16 protein-coding genes are annotated in these 19806 nt (G+C 62.1%); 12 read left to right on the forward strand and 4 right to left on the reverse strand.

Annotation, left to right across the window (positions count from 1 at the left end; genetic code table 11):
• Positions 1-25 precede the first annotated feature (25 nt).
• The gene (gene bfr / locus MUM_RS0122980; protein ID WP_003210048.1) at positions 26-490 is read left to right on the forward strand and encodes a bacterioferritin; all 465 of its coding nucleotides are present in this window, start codon (positions 26-28) and stop codon (positions 488-490) included.
• Positions 491-558: 68 nt separating this feature from the next.
• Here bfr and uvrA read toward each other — a convergent pair whose 3' ends face one another.
• Positions 559-3393, reverse strand: coding sequence for an excinuclease ABC subunit UvrA (gene uvrA / locus MUM_RS0122985; RefSeq protein WP_010174605.1), 2835 nt, complete (start codon positions 3391-3393; stop codon positions 559-561).
• Between the two features lie 179 nt (positions 3394-3572).
• On the opposite strand from uvrA, the gene MUM_RS0122990 reads away from it, so the two are divergent.
• Positions 3573-4967, forward strand: coding sequence for an MFS transporter (locus MUM_RS0122990; RefSeq protein ID WP_010174606.1), 1395 nt, complete (start codon positions 3573-3575; stop codon positions 4965-4967).
• A 9-nt stretch (positions 4968-4976) separates the two neighbouring features.
• Positions 4977-5495, forward strand: a complete 519-nt coding sequence (locus MUM_RS0122995) for a single-stranded DNA-binding protein (RefSeq protein WP_003210042.1) — start codon at positions 4977-4979, stop codon at positions 5493-5495.
• A gap of 90 nt (positions 5496-5585) precedes the next feature.
• On the opposite strand, the gene MUM_RS0123000 is transcribed toward MUM_RS0122995, so the two are convergent.
• Positions 5586-6494: a LysR family transcriptional regulator gene (locus MUM_RS0123000; protein ID WP_010174607.1), complete on the reverse strand. Its 909-nt coding sequence runs from the start codon at positions 6492-6494 to the stop codon at positions 5586-5588.
• A gap of 103 nt (positions 6495-6597) precedes the next feature.
• On the opposite strand from MUM_RS0123000, the gene tam reads away from it, so the two are divergent.
• A complete protein-coding gene (gene tam / locus MUM_RS0123005) occupies positions 6598-7359 on the forward strand; it encodes a trans-aconitate 2-methyltransferase (RefSeq protein ID WP_010174608.1) in 762 nt (253 codons plus the stop codon).
• Here the strand turns inward: tam and MUM_RS0123010 are convergent.
• Positions 7343-8284 carry a LysR family transcriptional regulator gene (locus MUM_RS0123010; protein WP_010174609.1) on the reverse strand — a complete coding sequence of 314 codons (942 nt, stop codon included), beginning with the start codon at positions 8282-8284 and terminating at the stop codon, positions 7343-7345. The two genes, tam and MUM_RS0123010, sit on opposite strands and share 17 nt — an antisense overlap.
• A gap of 176 nt (positions 8285-8460) precedes the next feature.
• Between MUM_RS0123010 and MUM_RS0123015 the strand changes: the two genes are divergently transcribed.
• The 7 genes from MUM_RS0123015 to MUM_RS0123045 are packed head-to-tail and all read left to right on the forward strand — an operon-like array spanning position 8461 to position 18033.
• Complete coding sequence (locus MUM_RS0123015) at positions 8461-10134, forward strand: DUF1302 domain-containing protein (RefSeq protein ID WP_050543220.1); 1674 nt, start codon at positions 8461-8463, stop codon at positions 10132-10134.
• 38 nt (positions 10135-10172) lie between these two features.
• Complete coding sequence (locus MUM_RS0123020) at positions 10173-11522, forward strand: DUF1329 domain-containing protein (protein ID WP_010174611.1); 1350 nt, start codon at positions 10173-10175, stop codon at positions 11520-11522.
• Positions 11522-12577, forward strand: coding sequence for a WD40/YVTN/BNR-like repeat-containing protein (locus tag MUM_RS0123025; RefSeq protein WP_010174613.1), 1056 nt, complete (start codon positions 11522-11524; stop codon positions 12575-12577). Before MUM_RS0123020 ends, MUM_RS0123025 begins: the two co-directional genes overlap by 1 nt.
• Positions 12574-14994, forward strand: coding sequence for an efflux RND transporter permease subunit (locus MUM_RS0123030; protein ID WP_010174615.1), 2421 nt, complete (start codon positions 12574-12576; stop codon positions 14992-14994). The genes MUM_RS0123025 and MUM_RS0123030 overlap by 4 nt, the downstream gene beginning before the upstream one ends.
• Positions 14991-16220: an MFS transporter gene (locus MUM_RS0123035; RefSeq protein ID WP_010174616.1), complete on the forward strand. Its 1230-nt coding sequence runs from the start codon at positions 14991-14993 to the stop codon at positions 16218-16220. The genes MUM_RS0123030 and MUM_RS0123035 overlap by 4 nt, the downstream gene beginning before the upstream one ends.
• 26 nt (positions 16221-16246) lie before the next feature.
• Entirely contained in the window at positions 16247-17245 is a 999-nt protein-coding gene (locus MUM_RS0123040; RefSeq protein WP_010174618.1) for a fumarylacetoacetate hydrolase family protein, read from the forward strand.
• The gene (locus MUM_RS0123045) at positions 17242-18033 is read left to right on the forward strand and encodes a cyclase family protein (RefSeq protein WP_010174620.1); all 792 of its coding nucleotides are present in this window, start codon (positions 17242-17244) and stop codon (positions 18031-18033) included. Before MUM_RS0123040 ends, MUM_RS0123045 begins: the two co-directional genes overlap by 4 nt.
• A gap of 36 nt (positions 18034-18069) precedes the next feature.
• On the opposite strand, the gene MUM_RS0123050 is transcribed toward MUM_RS0123045, so the two are convergent.
• Positions 18070-18624 carry a cysteine hydrolase family protein gene (locus tag MUM_RS0123050; RefSeq protein ID WP_010174622.1) on the reverse strand — a complete coding sequence of 185 codons (555 nt, stop codon included), beginning with the start codon at positions 18622-18624 and terminating at the stop codon, positions 18070-18072.
• A 96-nt stretch (positions 18625-18720) separates the two neighbouring features.
• Here MUM_RS0123050 and MUM_RS0123055 point away from each other — a divergent pair, with 96 nt between their 5' ends.
• Positions 18721-19701, forward strand: a complete 981-nt coding sequence (locus tag MUM_RS0123055) for a GlxA family transcriptional regulator (RefSeq protein WP_010174624.1) — start codon at positions 18721-18723, stop codon at positions 19699-19701.
• Positions 19702-19806: the final 105 nt, after the last annotated feature.

The raw sequence follows: 19806 nt of genomic DNA on the forward strand, positions 1-19806 counted from the left end.
CTTTCAAGCAGGGAGATGTAGGGCGATGCAAGGTCACCCCGACGTAATCGATTACCTCAACACGTTGCTGACGGGCGAACTGGCTGCTCGTGACCAATATTTCATTCACTCGCGGATGTACGAAGACTGGGGCTTTACTGAGCTCTACGAGCGTATCAACCATGAAATGGAAGAAGAGGCACAGCACGCCGACGCACTGATGCGCCGTATCCTGATGCTCGAAGGCACGCCACGTATGCGTCCCGACGACCTGGACACCGGCACCACGGTGCCCGAGATGCTCGCCAGCGACTTGCGCCTTGAATACAAGGTCCGTGCCGCGCTCTGCAAGGGCATTGAGCTCTGCGAGCAGCACAACGACTACGTCACGCGGGAAATCCTGCGGGTGCAGTTGAATGACACCGAAGAAGATCACACTTACTGGCTGGAAAAGCAGTTGGGCCTGATCAAGTTGATTGGCCTGGAGAACTACCTGCAATCGCAGTTCTGATTCTCCCGGCTACAAAAAAGCCCCTGTCACCTACACGGTGACAGGGGCTTTTTCGTGGGCCTGAATAATCAGTCCTTGTCGCGGGCCAGCAAAGGCTTGAGGTAGAAGCCGGTATGAGATTGCTTCATCTCAGACACTTGCTCCGGTGTGCCGACCGCAATGATTTGCCCACCTTTGGAGCCGCCTTCCGGTCCAAGGTCCACCAGCCAGTCGGCGGTCTTGATCACGTCCAGGTTGTGCTCGATCACCACCACCGTGTTGCCGTGGTCGCGCAAGCGGTGCAGCACGTCCAGCAGTTGCTGAATATCCGCAAAGTGCAGGCCCGTGGTCGGCTCATCGAGGATATACAGGGTCTTGCCGGTATCACGCTTGGACAGCTCGCGAGACAGCTTGACCCGCTGCGCCTCACCACCCGATAACGTGGTCGCCGACTGACCCAGCTTGATGTACGACAGGCCAACATCCATCAGTGTCTGCAGCTTGCGCGCCAGAGCCGGTACCGCATCAAAGAACACCCGGGCTTCCTCGATCGTCATCTCGAGGGTTTCGTGGATGCTTTTGCCCTTGTACTTGATCTCCAGGGTTTCGCGGTTGTAACGCTTGCTCTTGCACACATCGCACGGCACGTAGATGTCCGGCAGGAAGTGCATCTCCACCTTGATCAAGCCATCGCCCTGGCACGCCTCGCAGCGCCCGCCCTTGACGTTGAACGAGAACCGGCCAGGCCCGTAGCCACGGGAGCGCGACTCCGGCACACCGGCGAACAGCTCGCGAATCGGCGTGAACAGGCCGGTGTAGGTCGCCGGGTTGGAGCGCGGCGTGCGCCCAATCGGGCTTTGGTCGATATCGACCACCTTGTCCAGATGCTCAAGGCCTTTGATGCTGTCGTGAGCGGCGGCTTCCAGGGTGGTCGCACCGTTCAGCGCTGTGGCGCTCAATGGAAACAGCGTGTTGTTGATCAGTGTCGACTTGCCCGACCCGGATACACCAGTCACGCAGGTCAGCAGCCCCAATGGGATCTCCAGATCAACATTGCGCAAGTTGTTGCCACGCGCGCCCTTGAGGTGCAGTGCCATCTTCTTGTTGCGCGGCGTACGTTTGGCCGGCACGGCGATCTTCACGCGGCCAGACAGGTATTTACCGGTCAACGAATCAGGATGCGCCATCACTTCGGCAGGCGTGCCCTCGGCGACAATATGCCCACCGTGCACACCGGCGCCCGGGCCGATATCTACCACGTAGTCCGCAAGACGAATGGCATCTTCATCGTGCTCGACGACGATCACCGTATTACCGATGTCCCGCAGGTGCTTCAGTGTACCCAGCAGACGATCGTTGTCCCGTTGATGCAGGCCAATTGACGGCTCATCAAGAATGTACAGCACGCCCACCAGGCCGGCGCCAATCTGGCTGGCCAGGCGAATCCGCTGTGCTTCACCACCGGAAAGCGTGTCGGCGCTGCGGTCCAGCGACAGATAGTCCAGGCCTACGTTAACCAGGAACTGCAGCCGCTCACGGATCTCCTTGAGGATCTTGTCGGCAATCTCACCGCGGCGACCGGTCAACTTCAGCGTGCCGAAGTATTCGCAGGCATCGCCAATCGGGAGGTTGGTCACCGCCGGCAGGGTTTTCTCACCGACCCATACATGCCGCGCTTCACGGCGCAGGCGGGTGCCACGGCAATCCGGGCACGGCTGGGTGCTCAGGAACTTGGCCAGTTCCTCGCGCACGCTGGCCGACTCGGTCTCGCGGTAACGGCGCTCCAGGTTCGGCACGATGCCTTCGAACGGGTGGGAGCGTTTGACGATATCGCCACGGTCGTTCAGGTACTTGAAGTCGACGTTCTGCGAACCGCTGCCATGCAGGATGAATTTCTGGTGTTCGGCCGTCAGCTCGTTGAAGGGCACTTCGAGGCTGAACTTGTAGTGCGACGCCAGCGAACCCAGCATCTGGAAGTAATAGACGTTACGCCTGTCCCAGCCGCGTATCGCGCCTTCCGCCAGCGTGAGGTCACCGTTGACCAGGCGCTTGATGTCGAAGAATTGCTTAACCCCCAGGCCATCGCAGGTCGGGCAGGCGCCGGCCGGGTTGTTGAAGGAAAACAGTTTCGGTTCCAGCTCGCTGATGGCATGGCCGCAGATCGGGCAGGCGAAGCGCGCGGAGAAGATGATTTCTTCGCCGGGTTCGTCGTCCATCGGCGCCACCAGGGCAATGCCGTCGGCCAGCTTCAACGCGGTCTCGAACGATTCCGCCAGGCGCTGCTGCAAGTCGGCACGCACCTTGAACCGGTCGACCACCACATCAATCGAGTGCTTCTTCTGTTTGTCCAGCTTCGGCGCTTCGTCCAGCTCGTAGAGCTTGCCGTTGATCCGGGCCCGCACGAAACCTTGGGCACGCAGCTCTTCAAAGACGGAAAGGTGTTCACCCTTGCGCTCGCGAATCACCGGTGCCAGCAGCATCAGCTTGGCGCCTTCCGGCTGGGCCAGCACCAGGTCGACCATCTGGCTGACGGTCTGGGCTTCCAGGGGAATGTCGTGGTCCGGGCAGCGGGGAATACCCACGCGGGCATACAGCAGGCGCAGGTAGTCGTAGATCTCGGTGATGGTGCCCACGGTGGAGCGCGGGTTGTGGGACGTCGATTTCTGTTCGATGGAGATCGCTGGCGACAGGCCTTCAATGGTGTCGACGTCGGGCTTTTCCATCATCGACAGGAACTGGCGGGCATAGGCCGACAGGGATTCCACGTAGCGGCGCTGGCCTTCGGCGTACAGCGTGTCAAACGCCAGGGACGACTTGCCGGACCCGGACAAGCCGGTGATGACGATCAGTTTGTCCCGTGGCAGGGTCAGGTCGATGTTCTTCAGGTTGTGGGTTCGAGCCCCACGAATCAGGATCTTGTCCAAGATGGCCTCGCACGGCGGGCGTAAAATAATGCAGGAGTATACGGCTAAAGACTGGATGAATATACACTGTCAAAGTGCCGGGTGCAGCCTTACATGAAAGCTGCGCGGCAAAGCGCCGCATATACCCTCTCAATCGATGGGACTGGTAGAATCGCCGCCGGTTCACACGAGGTTTTTCCATGCACGATCCCCACAGCGAACGCATGAGTGGCAGCGAGACCCGCGCAGCAAGCGGTCTGGCCCTGGTGTTCGCCTTCCGTATGCTTGGCATGTTTATGGTGTTGCCGGTGCTGGCGACCTATGGAATGGATCTCGCAGGAGCGACCCCGGCCCTGATCGGCCTGGCGATTGGCGCCTATGGCCTGACCCAGGCGCTGTTTCAGATTCCGTTCGGGATCATTTCCGACCGCATCGGCCGCCGGCCGGTGATCTACCTGGGGCTGATCGTCTTCGCCCTGGGCAGCGTGCTCGCCGCCAATGCCGACTCGATCTGGGGCGTGATCGCCGGGCGTGTCCTGCAAGGCGCGGGGGCGATTTCCGCCGCCGTCATGGCACTGCTTTCCGACCTGACCCGCGAACAACACCGCACCAAGGCCATGGCCATGATCGGCATGACCATCGGTCTTTCGTTTGCCGTGGCGATGGTGGTTGGCCCGCTGCTGACCCGCGCGTTCGGCTTGCACGGCCTGTTCCTGGCCACCGGTGGCATGGCGTTGTTCGGCATCGTGATCGTCGCCTTCATGGTGCCGCGTTCCACCGGGCCGTTGCAGCACCGTGAATCCGGCGTGGCGAAACAGGCGCTGCTGCCCACGCTCAAGCACCCGGACCTGCTCCGCCTGGATTTGGGTATCTTCGTATTACACGCGATGCTGATGTGCAGCTTCGTCGCCTTGCCCCTGGCCCTGGTGCAAAAAGCCGGGCTGCCCAAGGAGCAGCACTGGTGGGTCTACCTGACTGCGCTGCTGATTTCGTTCTTTGCCATGATCCCGTTCATCATCTACGGCGAGAAGAAACGCAAAATGAAACGAGTTCTGCTGGGCGCCGTCGCGACATTGATGCTCACTGAGCTATTCTTCTGGCAGTTCGGCGACAGCCTGCGGGCGCTGGTGATCGGCACGGTGGTGTTCTTCACCGCGTTCAACCTGCTGGAGGCTTCATTGCCTTCGCTGATCAGCAAGGTTTCACCGGCCGGCGGCAAAGGCACGGCGATGGGCGTGTATTCCACCAGCCAGTTCCTCGGTTCTGCACTGGGCGGGATCATGGGCGGCTGGATGTTCCAGCATGGCGGTTTGTCGGTTGTGTTCCTTGGATGCGCCGGGCTGGCTGCACTTTGGCTGGCCTTTGCTGTTACCATGCGCGAACCCCCATACGTCACAAGCCTGCGTCTGCCGTTATCGCCCGAAGCGATTCGTGAAGCCGGTCTGGTAGAGCGCCTGAAGGCCGTCGTTGGGGTAACAGATGCAGTCGTGGTTGCTGAAGAGGCGGCCATTTACATCAAATTGGACACCGAATTATTGGATCGCGCGACGCTCGAGCAACTGGTCAACCCAGTGCCGACAGCGCGCCCAGCCTAGGAGAACGTTATGGCCCGTGGGGTTAACAAAGTCATATTGGTCGGTACATGCGGCCAGGATCCCGAAGTTCGCTACCTGCCGAACGGTAACGCCGTGACCAACCTGAGTCTGGCGACCAGCGAGCAGTGGACCGACAAGCAAACCGGCCAGAAGGTCGAGAAAACCGAATGGCACCGTGTGTCGATGTTCGGCAAGGTTGCTGAGATCGCCGGTGAATACCTGCGCAAAGGTTCGCAGGTCTACATCGAAGGCAAACTGCAGACCCGCGAGTGGGAAAAAGACGGCATCAAGCGTTACACCACTGAAATCGTGGTCGACATGCAAGGCACCATGCAACTGCTGGGCGGCCGTCCACAGGGCGACCAACAGGGCCAGGGTGGCATGTCCAACTCGGCACCGCGTCCACAACAGCAGTCGCGTCCGCAGCCAACCCAGCAGCCACAGCGTGAGTCGCGTCCAGCGCCACAGCAGGCAGCGCCTCAGCCGGCAGCCGACTTCGACAGCTTTGATGACGATATTCCGTTCTAAGGTCGCTTGAGACCCGAACTGTCGCGTAACACCTGAAAACCCCCGATGGCCTTGGCCTCGGGGGTTTCTCGTTTCGTGCCCGCCGACCTGCTATACGTCGGTAGACGCGGCGTTCACCACCAGCTCCCGAAACCTTTCCAGTACCGACGACGTATCACCCACCCGGGTCGCCAGGTGCAATGGCGCCACCAGGCTCCGGCACTCCGAAAGCTCGCGATACACAATCCCGTCACCCCGCAAGCGCTGCATGGAGGCGGGCACAATCGAAACCCCAAGCCCCGCCGCCACCAGGCTCAACGTCGCCGTCATGCGCGGCGCCTCCTGCACCACCTGCGGGCTGAACCCCGCCTCGCGGCACGCCACCAGAATTGCGTCATACAACCCCAACCCCACCCGACGCCGATACAGTACAAATGCCTCCGTCGCCAATGCCGCCAACGGCAGCGGGGTCGACGGGTCGATCGCCAGCGGGTGATCAGTGGGCAGCGCCAGCAACATCGGCTCCACCAGGATCGGCTCATCCTGCAACGCTTGTGTCCCGCTCAGCGGCGAGCGGATGAACGCCGCATCGAGTTTTTCATGCAGCAACGCGTCCAGCAGCTCGCCGGTACCGGCTTCTTCCAGGAGCACGGAAACGCCGACAAAGGTTTCCCGAAACAGGCGCAACACGCTGGGCACAAACGGGTGCAAAGCGGCAGAGCTGGTAAAGCCAATGGCCAGCCGCCCGCGTTCACCCCGGGCGGCGCGGCGCACAATGTCGGCCACGCCGTCGACGCTGGCCAGAATATGTCGAGCTTCCTCCAGCAAGGCCAAACCCGCCGTGGTCGGGCGCACGCCCCGTGGCAGGCGCTCCATCAGCACCACGCCCAATTCGGCTTCCAGGCTTTGCAACAGGCGCGTCAGGGGCGGTTGCTGCATGCCCAGTCGTTCTGCCGCGCGGGTGATATAGCCTTCTTCGGCAATCGCGACGAAGGCCTTGAGCTGCCTGAGTTCCAGCATAGGAATACTTTTGAGGTATGGGAGATGGTCAATCCTGGCATTTGTTCTCATGGATCACAAGATTTAGGCTGTCGTCACTCCTCACAGAAGAAGGAATGCCGCAATGACCTGGTCAGCCAAGCAATACTCGATGTTCGAACAACAACGCACCCGTCCCGTCCGGGATCTGGTGGCGGCCATCCCTGAGGGCGATGTGCGCACTGCCGTCGACCTGGGATGTGGCCCGGGCAATTCCACCGAGGTGCTGGCCGAGCGTTTTCCGAAGGCACTGGTCACCGGCATGGACAGCTCCGATGACATGCTGATCGATGCCCGCAAGCGCCTGCCCACGTTGAACTTCGAATTGGCTGACATCGGCGCCTGGAACCCGGCGCAGAAATTCGACGTCATCCTCGCCAATGCTTCACTGCAATGGTTGCCGGATCACGCCACGTTGTATCCGCACTTGGTCAATCAACTGACCGAAGGCGGCACCCTGGCCGTGCAGACGCCCGACAACCTTGATGAGCCGGCCCACAAGCTGGCGCGGGAAATCGCGGCCGACGGCCCATGGGCCGCAAAGATCGGCGCGGTGAAACACAACGAGCGCCATACCGCGAGCTACTACTTTGAGCTGCTGAGCAAACACTGCTCCACCGTGGATGTATGGCGTACCACTTACCACCATCCACTGGCAGGCTCTGCCGCAGTGGTGGAGTGGTTCAAGGGGTCGGCATTGCGTCCGTTCCTGGCGCCCCTGACTGACTCGGAAAAGAGCGCCTTCCTCGATGAGTACCTGGCGCGGATCACCCAGGCCTATCCGGCGCTGGCCGATGGCACCGTACTGCTGCCGTTCCCTCGGCTGTTCATCATCGCGACCCGTTGAACAACCCGGCCACCCGCTCGCTGTATTCCGCCGCCACTTCCTGAAGCAAGTGGCGCATCCAGCGGTGCGCCGGGTCACTGTCGAGCACTTTGTTCCATAAGGTGAATTCGCGCAGCAGCGGCAGTTCAAAGGGCGGCGCCAGCGCGCGCAATGACAAAAAATCGCCATACAGGGTCGCCAGGCTTCGCGGGATCACCGCGACCCGTTGGGTGCCCACCAGCAGATGCGGCACCGTGTTGAAGCTGCTGGTGGTCAACTCGACCCGGCGCGCCTGGCCATACCCCTGAAGGATTTTTTCACTGAAGCTGGGTTCGCGGGCACTGCCGAAGTTGACCGCAATGTGCCCCAGGCTCAGGTACTCCTCCAGGCTGAGGTGATCGCCCACCAGGCTGTTCTGCGACCAGACCACGCACTGGTAGTCATCCTCGAACAACAGCTCCTTGGCATGCAGGTCCGACAGGTACTGATCGGGCATGATCACAAAGTCCACTTCGCCCTGGGTCAGCATCTGGTTGTAGTGATCGGAGGCGTGCTGGATGTCGAGGGTGATGTGCGGCGCCCGTTGCTGCAGGCGTTGGGTCAGCGGGCCGAGAATGACCGTGGTCACAAAATCGGTGGCGATCAGCTTGAAGTGGCGCTTGCAGGTCAGCGGGTCAAACTCGGGTTTGTTGACGATCGTCGATTGAATATCCAGCAGCACCCGGCGCACCGGCTCGGCCAGGCCTTGGGCGAGTGGCGTCGGCAACATCTTGCGCCCCACCTGCACCAGCAACTCATCATCAAAATAATCGCGCAACCGCGCCAGCAAGCCGCTGGCCGCCGACTGGCTGACGTTCAGGCGCTGCGCGGCGCGCGTGATGTTCTGTTCGGTGAGCAGGGTGTCGAGGACCACCAGCAAATTCAAATCCAGGTGATGAAAACGCATGGCCTTGCCTCCAGATGAGCATGGCGCGTTGTATCACTTTTTTTGGATGGATGGCATCCCGATAATCGATTGTTCGGATTGTTTGGCCCTCCCTATTATCGACTCCAGAAGCGGCAGGAGCGCCGGTTCTCAAAAGACCTTTCAAGACAAAAATAACAAGTCAGAGGTTGGTATTGATGAAACGGGAACGTATGAGCAGCGTCCGGCCGCCTTGCCATTGGGCCACTCTCGCCGCGGCGCTTGCCGCAGTGGGCTGGGTCCATCACGCGGGTGCATTTGAAATCGACACCGGCGATTCAGACGTGCGTCTGCGTTGGGACAACACCCTCAAGTACAACGCTGCCTGGCGCGTCAAAGACCGGGACAGCAAGCTCGTCAGCACGGTCAACCAGGACGACAGCGACCGTAACTTCAACAAAGGCCTGATCTCCAACCGGCTGAATATCCTGTCCGAATTTGATGCGCGCTATAACAACTTCGGCGCCCGCGTCAGTGCGGCCGGCTGGTATGACAGCGTGTATGAAGGCAGCAACGACAACGATTCCCCGGCCACCGCCAATCAGCGCTCAGTCAGCTACGACCACTTCACGGACGACACCCGCAAGCTGCACGGCAGCGACGCCGAGATCCTCGATGCGTTTGTCTTCGGCAAGGGCAACCTCGGCGAACTGCCCACCAGTTTCCGCCTGGGCCGGCACACCGTGCTGTGGGGCGAAAGCCTGTTCTTCGGGGCCAATGGCATTGCTGGCGGGCAAGCACCGGTGGACATCATCAAGGCCACCTCGGTACCCAATACGCCGTTCAAGGAATTGATTCGCCCGGTCAACCAATTCTCCGGGCAGGTCCAGTTGCGGCCGAATGTCTCGGTGGCGGCGTACTACCAGCTTGCGTGGGAAGAGAACCGCATCCCTGCCGTGGGCAGTTATTTTTCCACCTCGGATGTGGTGGGCGAGGGCGGTGAGCGCTTGATTGTGGGTGGCCCGATCGGCCCCAACCAACAACCGTTGGCGTTCTTCCACGGCAAGGACATCAAGGCGGACGACAAGGGCCAGTACGGTCTGTCGCTGCGGTTTTCGCCTGAAGACTGGAACACCGATTTTGGCCTCTATGCGATCCGTTACCACGCCAAGGACCCGATGATTTACACCCGTGCCAATCCCGGCGGGCCCAACCCGTTGACCGGTCAACTGGGCGAATACCAACTGGTGTACGCCGAAGGGATTCGCGCTTTTGGCGCCAGCTTCAGCACCTCAGTGGGCGATGCCAACGTTGCCGGTGAAGTCTCGGTGCGGCGCAATACGCCGCTGGTGAGCGTGTCCCAGGCCAACCCGACGGGCCTGGGAGACAACGACAGCCATGCCCTGTATGCCGTGGGCAACTCGCTGCACGCCCAGCTCTCCAGCCTCTACTCGTTCAACAGCAACGGCATTTGGGACTCCGCCAGCCTGGCGGGTGAAGTGGCCTGGCACCGGCGCACCAGCATCACCAAAAACGCGGCCGCGCTCGACCCCAACAGCGAGCGCGATGCCTGGGGCCTGCGCATGAGCTTCACCCCCAACTTCTTCCAGGTGTACCCCGGCGTCGACCTGAGTGTGCCGCTGGGCCTGGGCTACAACCCGAAAGGGCGCTCGTCGGTGATCAGCAAATTCAACAACGGGGTGGGCGACAAAGGCGGCGATGTGAGCATCGGCCTGCAGCTTGAGTACCTGCAAACCTGGAAGGCTGGCCTCAACTACACGCACTACATCGGCGGCAGCGACAACTTCCTCGATAGCCGGAACGCCAATACCTATGGGCAACCGCTCAAGGACCGCGACTTTATCGCCTTTACCGTCCAGCGATCATTTTGACCGTGGCTGCATAACAACAATAAACAGAGGTGCGTTTCATGAAACTCCAACCGTTGATGCTCGCGGGTCTGTTGGTGGCCGTCGCGCCCGCAGGCTGGGCTGCAACCGACGCCCAGGCCCAGCAACTCAAGTCCACGCTGACCCCGTTGGGTGCCGAGCGCGCCGGCAATGCCGATGGCAGTATTCCCGCGTGGGACAAGGGTTTTACCCAGGTGCCGGCTGGCGTCAACCCGGGCCCGCGCCTGCCGGACTACTTTGCCAGTGACAAACCGCTGTACTCGGTCACCCCGCAAAACGTCGCGCAGTACGCCGACAAACTCAGCGACGGGCAAAAAGCGCTGTTCGCCAAATACCCGACCTACCGCATCGACGTGTACCCGAGCCGGCGCACCGCCGCCGCGCCGCAATGGGTCTACGACAACACCCTGAAAAACGCCACGGCCGCGCACCTCACTCATGAGGGCAACACCCTGGAAGGCGCCAGTGGCGGCATTCCGTTCCCTGTCCCGACCACCGGCGCCGAAGTGATCTGGAACCATCACCTGAGCTGGCGCGGCGTGGCCTGGAAGAACGACTACAACGTGTACGTGATCACCGCCAGCGGCCAGCGCATTCTGTCAGCCACGGTACAGGCGCAGCGCGAGATGCCGTATTACTTCCAGGACGGTAAACCCGAATACAAAGGGGTGTACTGGATGACCCGCCTGGTCAACCTCGGCCCGCCGCAACGTGCCGGTGAAGCCTTGCTGGGCCGTGAGCCGCTGGATTACGCCAACGGCGGCCCGCAATCCTGGGTCTACCTGGCCGGCCAGCGCCGTGTGCGCAAACTGCCGGTGTCGTCTTACGACACGCCCACGCCCACCAGTTCCGGTGTGGCCAACTTTGATGAGGTCTCGGTATTCACCGGACCGCTCGACCGCTATGACTGGAAGATCGTCGGCAAGCAGGAAATGCTGATTCCCTACAACAGCAACAAGATCCTGCAACCGGCCAAGGACGACGCGATCCTCGGCGAACGTTTCCTCAACCCCGACCACATGCGTTGGGAACTGCATCGCGTGTGGGTGATTGAAGGCAACCTGGTCGCCGGCAAACGCCACAGCATGCCCAAGCGCCGCTTCTACGTAGACGAAGACACCTGGATGGCCGTACTCGGCGACAGCTGGGACGCCAATCACCAATTGTGGCGCACCTACTTTCAACTGCCGTACCTGATGCCGCAATTGCCCGGGTTGGTGCGCGGTTTATACGGCCAATACGACCTGCAGACCGGTGCCTGGATGGCCCACAACGTGGTCACCGAAAAACGCGTGCACAACGATGTGGTCGCGCCGTTCCCCGACAGTGATTTCAGCCCGGACGGCCTGGCGGCCGATGGTGTGCGTTGATGCGTGGGCAACCCGTATGGCTGGCGCTGGGCGTGCTGGGCATCTGCCTGGCAGCCGATGCTGCCGAGGCGCCCGTCAGTGATGTCCTGCAGCGCCCGGCGTTGCAGGTGGCGGCGCCCACCCAGGCAGTGCTTATAGATATCGCCCAGGCAGGAGCACGCCTGGTGGCCGTCGGTGAGCAGGGCTTGATCGTGCTTTCGGACGACGGCGGCCAACACTGGCGCCAGGCCCCGGTACCCACCAGCGCAAGCCTGACCTCGGTCAGCTTTGCCACGGCCGCGCAAGGCTGGGCAGTGGGGCATGCCGGCGTGGTCCTGCACACCGTCGACGGTGGCGAAAGCTGGCAGCTCCAACTGGACGGCAAGGGCGCTGCCCAACGCGTACTCGATGCCGTGCGTGCGGCCCCGGATGCCTCGGCACGGCAACTCAAGGTGGCCCAGGGGTTTGTCGCAGACGGTGCCGACAAACCCTGGCTGGCCGTGCATTTCAGCAACGAACGGCAAGGCACTGTGGTGGGGGCTTTCGGCCTGATCCTGCATACCGAAGACGGTGGCGTGAGCTGGCAGTCCTGGGTCGACCGCCTGGACAACCCGGCGGGCAATCACCTGTACGCGATCGCTGTTCAAGGCCCACGGATTTTCGTCGCGGGAGAACAGGGCGCGTTGTGGACATCCGCAGACGGTGGCGCGCATTTCACGCGGTTGCCGAGCCCGTACGACGGCAGTTTTTTTACCCTGAACCTGGCAACCGATGGCTCGGTTCTGGTGGCGGGATTGCGCGGGAATGTCTGGCGCAGTAGCGATCAGGGCCAGCAATGGCAGGCCGTGAATAACCCGTTCAACAGCAGCGTGGTCGCAGCGCGTTCAACCCGCGCCGGTGTGATGCTCGCTGACCAGAGTGGCCACCTTTTACTCAGTGCCGAGGGTGATGCTTTACGCGAGCAAGGGCTGCCGGCCGTTGGTGCGGTGGCCTCCCTCAGTCAGGCGGGCGACGGCCAGTGGGTCGTGGTGGGCGCGCGCGGCATCAAACGATTGGAACAGGTGAACGGGCAATGACGCATCTTCGTAATCCGCTCGACCTGCAGCGCGGCCCCGAGCACAGTCTCCAGAACTTCGACCGCCATTCCGGCTCGCTGATTGAGCGGGCGCTGTTCAACCATCGCAGCCTCGTGCTGTGGCTGTGCCTGCTGTTGACCCTGGGCCTCGGCGCCGCCAGCACCCGCCTTGGGCTCAACGCCAGCTTTGAAAAAATGATCCCCACGGGGCATCCCTACATTGCCAATTACCTGGCCAACCAAAAGGAACTCACCGGGTTGGGCAACGCGGTTCGCATCGCCGTCGAGGCGCCCGGCACCACTATTTACGACGCGCACTACCTGGAATTGCTGGCCCGTCTTAACGACAAAGTATTTTTGCTGCCGGGTGTCGACCGGCCTTTCATGAAATCCCTGTGGACCCCCAACATGCGCTGGATGGCGGTGACCGAGGAGGGCGTGGAAGGCGGCCGGGTGATCCCCGATGACTACGACGGTTCCGCCAGCAGCCTGGAAACGGTGCGCCGCAATGCCACGCGCTCCGGTGAGATCGGCCAGACCATCGCCCTGGACGGCCGCTCCAGCCTGATCTTCGTGCCCTTGATGGACGTCGACGCGCAAACCGGTAAAGCCCTCGACTACAGCGCGTTGTCCCAACAGCTGGAGCAACTGCGCAGCGAGTTCCAGGCTCAGGGCCTGACGATTCACATCACCGGTTTCATCAAGGTGGTGGGCGACCTGATCGACGGGTTGCGCCAGGTGCTGCTGTTTTTCGCGGCGGCGATTCTGATCGCCACGCTGATGCTCTACGCATTCACCCGCTGCCTGCGCAGCACCTTGCTGGTGATGGCCTGCTCGTTGATTGCGGTGGTCTGGCAACTGGGCCTGGTGGCGTTGCTGGGGTTCGAACTCGACCCCTATTCGGTGCTTGTACCGTTCCTGGTATTGGCCATCGGCATGAGCCATGGCGCACAGAAAATGAACGGCATCATGCAAGACATCGGGCGCGGCATGCACCGGCAAGTGGCGGCGCGCTTCACCTTTCGGCGCTTGTTTCTCGCCGGCCTTACCGCCTTGCTGTGTGACGCGGTGGGGTTTGGTGTGTTGATGCTGATCGACATCAAGGTCATCCAGGACCTGGCATTGATCGCCAGCATGGGTGTCGCGGTGCTGGTGTTCACCAACCTGATCCTGCTGCCGATTCTCCTCAGCTACTGGGGTGTCAGTGCCCGGGCCGCGGCGCGCAGCCTGCACAGTGAAGAGGCTGACCGGCACGGGCGCAAGCATCCGTTGTGGGCGTTCCTCGACCGGTTTACCCAGCGCCGTTGGGCCACCGGCACGCTGATGATCAGCGCAGTGTTGGCCTGCGGCGGCTGGTGGGTCAGCCAGCAGTTGCAAGTCGGCGATCTCGACGCCGGCGCCCCGGAGTTGCGGGCCGACTCGCGCTATAACCGCGACAACGGGTTTATGGTCGCCCACTACGGCGCCAGCAGCGACGTGTTCGCGGTGATCGTGCGCACACCTGACGGCGCCTGCTCCGACTACACCACCTTGATGCGCGTGGATGCACTGGAGTGGCGCTTGCGCCAACTGCCGGGCGTGGAGTCCACGGCGTCGCTGGCCAGCCTCAACCGCAGCCTGTTGGTGGGCATGAGCGAAGGCAACCCGAAGTGGTACGACCTGACCCGGAACCAGGCGTTGCTTAACTCCATCACCGGTCGGGCACCGCGTGAGCTGTTCAACCAGAGTTGCAACACCCTCACGCTCTACGCCTACTTGCGTGACCACAAAGCCGTGACGTTGACGCGGCTGGTGAATGAAGTCGAGGCCTTCGCCCAGGCCAATGACACCGCCGACGTGAAGTTCCTGCTGGCGGCCGGCAATGCGGGCATCGAAGCCGCGACCAATATCGTGGTCAAGCAGGCCAATCACGACATGTTGTACTGGGTCTACGGCGCGGTGATTGTGCTGTGCCTGCTGACCTTCCGCTCCCTTGCCGCGGTGGTCTGCGTGATCCTGCCGTTGATGCTCACCTCGATCCTGTGCGAGGTGCTGATGGTGTGGCTGGGCATCGGCGTCAAGGTTGCGACCTTGCCGGTGATCGCCTTGGGCGTTGGCATCGGCGTGGACTACGCGCTTTACGTCATGAGCATTTTGCTGGCGCGGCGCAAGGCGGGTGACAGCCTGTCCCAAGCCTATTACCAGGCGCTGCTGTTCACTGGCAAAGTGGTGATGCTGACGGGGGTAACCCTGGCAGTCGGCGTCGCCACCTGGGGTTTTTCACCGATCAAGTTCCAGGCAGACATGGGCATTCTGCTGGCTTTCATGTTCCTGTTGAACATGCTCGGTGCACTGGTGTTGCTGCCGGCCCTGGCGCATTTCCTGCTGCCTGATGCACGTTTTGAACACCCGATAACAACAATAGGAAACCCCGCATGAACCCGTCCTCGCAAGCTGCCCCCGCGCCTCGCCCGCGCGGATCAGGCCCGTTGTTGTTGCTCGGCAGTTGCCTGCCGATTCTCGGTGGGGTGTTGATTGCCCCGGTGTTGCCACGCATCGCCGAACACTTTTCCGGCACAGCCAACGTCGGGCTGATCGTGCCCATCGTGCTGACGTTGCCGGCGCTGATGATCGCGTTGTTTTCGCCGTTCGCCGGCTGGCTCTCCGACCGCATCGGGCGCAAGCGCCTGCTGGTGTTGGCGATGCTGCTGTATGGCATCTGCGGGCCGTTGCCGCTGGTGCTGGATAACCTCGACGCGATTCTGCTCAGCCGCGCCGGCCTGGGCCTGGCGGAGGCGGCGATCATGACCTGCTGCACCGCGCTGATCGGCGACTACTTCGACGGCCGCGACCGGGTGCAATTGCTCTCGTGGCAAACCATCGTCACCTCACTGTCGGCCACCGCGTTTTTCATGCTGGGCGGAATCATCGGTGAGCACGGTTGGCGCCTGCCGTTTGCGGTGTACATCGTAGGCCTGCTGCTTGCGCCGTTGATGCACCTGGCGTTGCGCGAATCGTTGCGGGGCGCCAGCGCGGCGGTCGAGGTGGCGCGGAGCACAGGTTTTCCCTGGCGCTCGCTGTCGGTGATTTGCGGCATGACCGTGCTGGCGTCCCTGGGCTTTTTCATTGTTCCGGTACAAACCGGTTTCCTGCTGGAACACATCGGCATTGATTCGCCGCAGCGCATTGGCATGGCCATCGGCCTGGGCCATTCGGCGGTGTTTGTCGGTGCCCTGTGCTTCCGGCGCCTGAGCCGGTTCGGCCCGGGCTTGCTGCTGGCGCTGGCGTTTGTGGTGTCCGGCATCGGCATTTTGCTGCTGGCCAACGCCGTCGACTACCGCACGGCGGTAATCGCCGTGATGGTCAACGGCCTGGGCGGCGGGCTGGCGTTGCCCACGGTCCTCAGTTGGGCACTTTCCACCCTGAGCTTCGAACACCGCGGCAAAGGTACCGGCCTGTTCAACGCGGGTTTTTTCGGCGGCCAGTTTGCCAGCCCGTTATTGGTCATGGCGTTGTCCGGAGTGTCCGATGGACGTGTAGGCGCGGTGGCCATGGTCGGCTGGGGATTGCTGCTGGCGGCCCTGGTTTCGCTGATCGCACCGTGGCTGGCCGGGGTGCGGCTGCTTGATCCGATTCAAGTGTCGGACGACATGGTCCTGCATTAACCGTTTTATTCCCTGAGGAATGCTCGATGAAACTCGCTACGTTGAAAAACGGCCATCGCGACGGCCAGTTAGTGGTGGTCTCCCAAGACCTGCGCCACGCGGTCATCGCTCCGCCTTTTGCGACCTTGCAACAGGCGCTGGAGAATTGGGCCGAGGCCGAACCGGTGCTGAGCCGGCACTACCAGTTGCTTAACCTGGGGCAAGCGCCCGAATCGTTTGCGTTTGACCCCACACACGCCGCAGCGCCATTGCCCCGGGCTTATCAGTGGTGCGACGGTTCGGCGTTTCTCAACCACGCGCACCTGCTGCAAAAAGCCTTCAGCCTGCCGCCCATGGCCGACGAGCGCATTCCGTTGATGTACCAGGGCGCCAGCGACGACTTCCTCGGGCCTTGCGACGATGTGCCTTTGCCGGACGTGAATCACGGAATCGATTTCGAGGGCGAATTCGCCGTGATCGTCGATGAGGTGCCGATGGGCTGCCCCGCTGACCAGGCGTTGCAGTACGTGCGGCTGGTGCTGTTGGTCAACGACGTCAGCCTGCGGGGCTTCCTGCTGCATGAAGTCAGCACCGGCTTCGGGTTTTTCCAGGCCAAGCCCTCGTCGAGTTTTTCGCCGGTGGCCGTCACTCCGCAAGCGCTTGGCGCTGCCTGGCACAACGGGCGGGTGTGCCTGCCCCTGAGCGTCACCTGGAACCAGAGTTGGTTTGGCGCGCCCCATGGCGCCGAGATGAGTTTCAGCTTCGCTGACCTGATCGCCCACGCCGCACGCACCCGGCGCTTGCGTGCCGGCACCATCATCGGCTCCGGCACCGTGTCCAACGTCGACCGCGCGGTGGGTTCGGCGTGTATTTCGGAACGCCGGGCCATCGAGATGATTGACCACGGGCAGCCGCTGACCGGGTTCATGCAGTTTGGCGACCGCATTCGCATCGAGGCACTGGACAGCGAGGGCGAGTCGGTATTCGGCGCCATCGACCAGCGCCTGGTGGATTCCACCTTGCTGATTCAAGAGGCGCTTTCATGACTGAACGCAAACGTCGTCTGGTGGACCTGTCGGTCACCCTTGAAAACAATCCCTACACCGACCCGCCACCGCTGCTGCCGAAGATCGAGTACGTCGACCACCAGGGCGGTATCCAGGAGCTACTCGCGATGTTTCCGGGCCTGTGTATCGACGACATGCCCGGCCAGGAAGCCTGGGCAGCCGAGCGCCTGAACATCACCACCCACAGCGGCACGCACATGGATGCGCCGTGGCATTACGCCTCGACCACCGATGGCGGCAAGCCGGCCTATGGCATTGATGAAATCCCGCTGGACTGGTGCCTGCGCCCGGGCGTGAAGCTCGATTTTCGCCACCTGCCGGACGGGCATGTGGTCAGCGCTGCACAAATCGAGGCTGAGCTGCAGCGTATCGACCATGTGTTGCAGCCGCTGGACATCGTGCTGGTGAATACCCGTGCGGGAGCCTTGTTCGGCCAGCCGGGCTACCTGGACGCAGGCGTGGGGATCGGCCGCGAAGGCACCTTGTATTTGCTGGAGCGCGGGGTGCGCGTGGTGGGCACCGATGCCTGGAGTTGGGACGCACCGTTCAGCCATACCCGGGCGCGGTTTGCGGCCAGCGGTGACAGCTCGATCATCTGGGAAGGGCACAAGGCGGGACGGGATATCGGCTATGGGCAGATGGAAAAGCTGGCCAACCTGGACGCTTTGCCGGCCCACGGTTTTGAAGTGTCGTGTTTCCCCTACAAGATCAAACACGCCTCTGCCGGTTTTGTCCGGGCGGTAGCGATTTTCGAGGAAACCCTTTGATCGGCGGCCTCCTTGTGAGGCCGCACGGTTTCAGGTTTAGCCCTGTGCGTTCAAATACGCTTCAGCCGACACCACGCTCGCATAAGCAAACCCCAGCGACGACATAAACGCAGCATGCACCTGGGCTGCCGGTATGGTGGTGCCGTTGAATTCCAGGTCCCGCGTGGCGCAGGCATCGTGGATCACGGTCACTGTGTAGCCCAGGTCCGCCGCTGCACGCACCACGCCGTCGATGCACATGTGGCTCATGCTGCCGACCACGACCAACTCGGTGATGCTGCGTTGTTCCAGCAACGCCCGCAGGTTGGTTTCGCGGAACGCATTGACGAAATGCTTGAGCACCACCGGCTCGTCCGCCTGGTTCAGAACCTTGGGGTGCAAATGTGCACCTTCCGAACCCGGGGTGAAGAAGGGCGCATCGTCCGAGGTGAATTCGTGGCGTACGTGAATCACCGCATCGCCCGCCTGGCGGAACGCCTGGAGCACTTGCTGCGCCTTGTCTGCTGCTGCGTCCACACCGTCAAGCGGCCACTTGCCCTGGGGGAAGTAGTCGTTCTGGATATCGATTAGGATGAGCGCTTGCTTGGCCATGTTTGGTTTCCTTGTGATGGTTGATGCGTCCAGTATCGTGGCTGGCGTGGCGCCTGGGGATTGGCCGCACCGACAATAACAGAGGGAAAACTGACAATGGCGATCGTCGAACTTGGCGTGCTGATCTACAGCGGCGCGCAAATGGCCGCCGTGCATGGCTTGACCGACCTGTTCGCTGTCGCCAACCGGATCGCAGCCGAGCATCAGTCCGCGCAATTGCCGTCGTTGCGCATCAGCCATTGGCAGGCGGAAACCGGCCATGCGCCGACCCGGGTGTTCGACAGCCAGCCCGGCAGCGGCCAAGCGCTCACGGCCTTGCTGATTCCGCCCTCCATCGCGGGCTTTTCCGAAGGCCAGGCCTCCTCCGAGTTGCTGGATTGGCTACGCCAGCAGCACCGCAGCGGGACCATTCTGGGCGGAGTGTGCGTGGGCTCGATCCTGATGGCGGAAAGTGGCCTGCTGGACGGACGCAGCGCCACCACGCACTGGACGTCGGCCAAGTCTTTCGCCGCCCGTTACCCGGCGATTCGCCTGGAAGCCGACAAACCCATTGTCGACGACGGCGACCTGATCACCACCGCCGGCCTGATGGCCTGGTCCGAACTCGGCCTGCGCCTGGTTGACCGCCTGCTCGGCCCGAGCATCGCCGCCAGCACCGCGCGCTTCCTGGTGATCGAGCACAGCGACAGCGCCAGTGAGTGCGGCAGTAACTTTGCGCCGATCCTCGCCCATGGCGACGCTGCGATTCTCAAGGTGCAACATTGGCTGCAGGCCAGCGGTGCGGTGGACGTCTCACTGACTGCGATGGCGCTGCAAGCCGGGCTTGAGGAGCGCACGTTCCTGCGGCGGTTTCGCGCCGCCACCGGTCTGAAACCCACTGAATACTGCCAGCACCTGCGGGTCGGCAAGGCACGGCAGATGCTCGAGTTCACCAACGGCACCATTGATCACATCGCCTGGACCGTGGGCTACCAGGACCCGGGCGCCTTCCGCGCCACCTTCAAGAAAATCACCGGGCTGGCGCCAAGCGACTACCGCAGCCGTTTTGGTGTGACACCGACCAAGACCCAAAGCTGAATCGTGCAGAACGCCGCGACACCAGGAGCCCTTCGTGCAGAATAAAACAGGCCAAGTGCCATCGCTTTTTCCTCAACCGTTTGATTACCCTCGGGTTTAACCAGA

The organism is Pseudomonas sp. PAMC 25886 (assembly GCF_000242655.1).
GTDB lineage: Bacteria > Pseudomonadota > Gammaproteobacteria > Pseudomonadales > Pseudomonadaceae > Aquipseudomonas.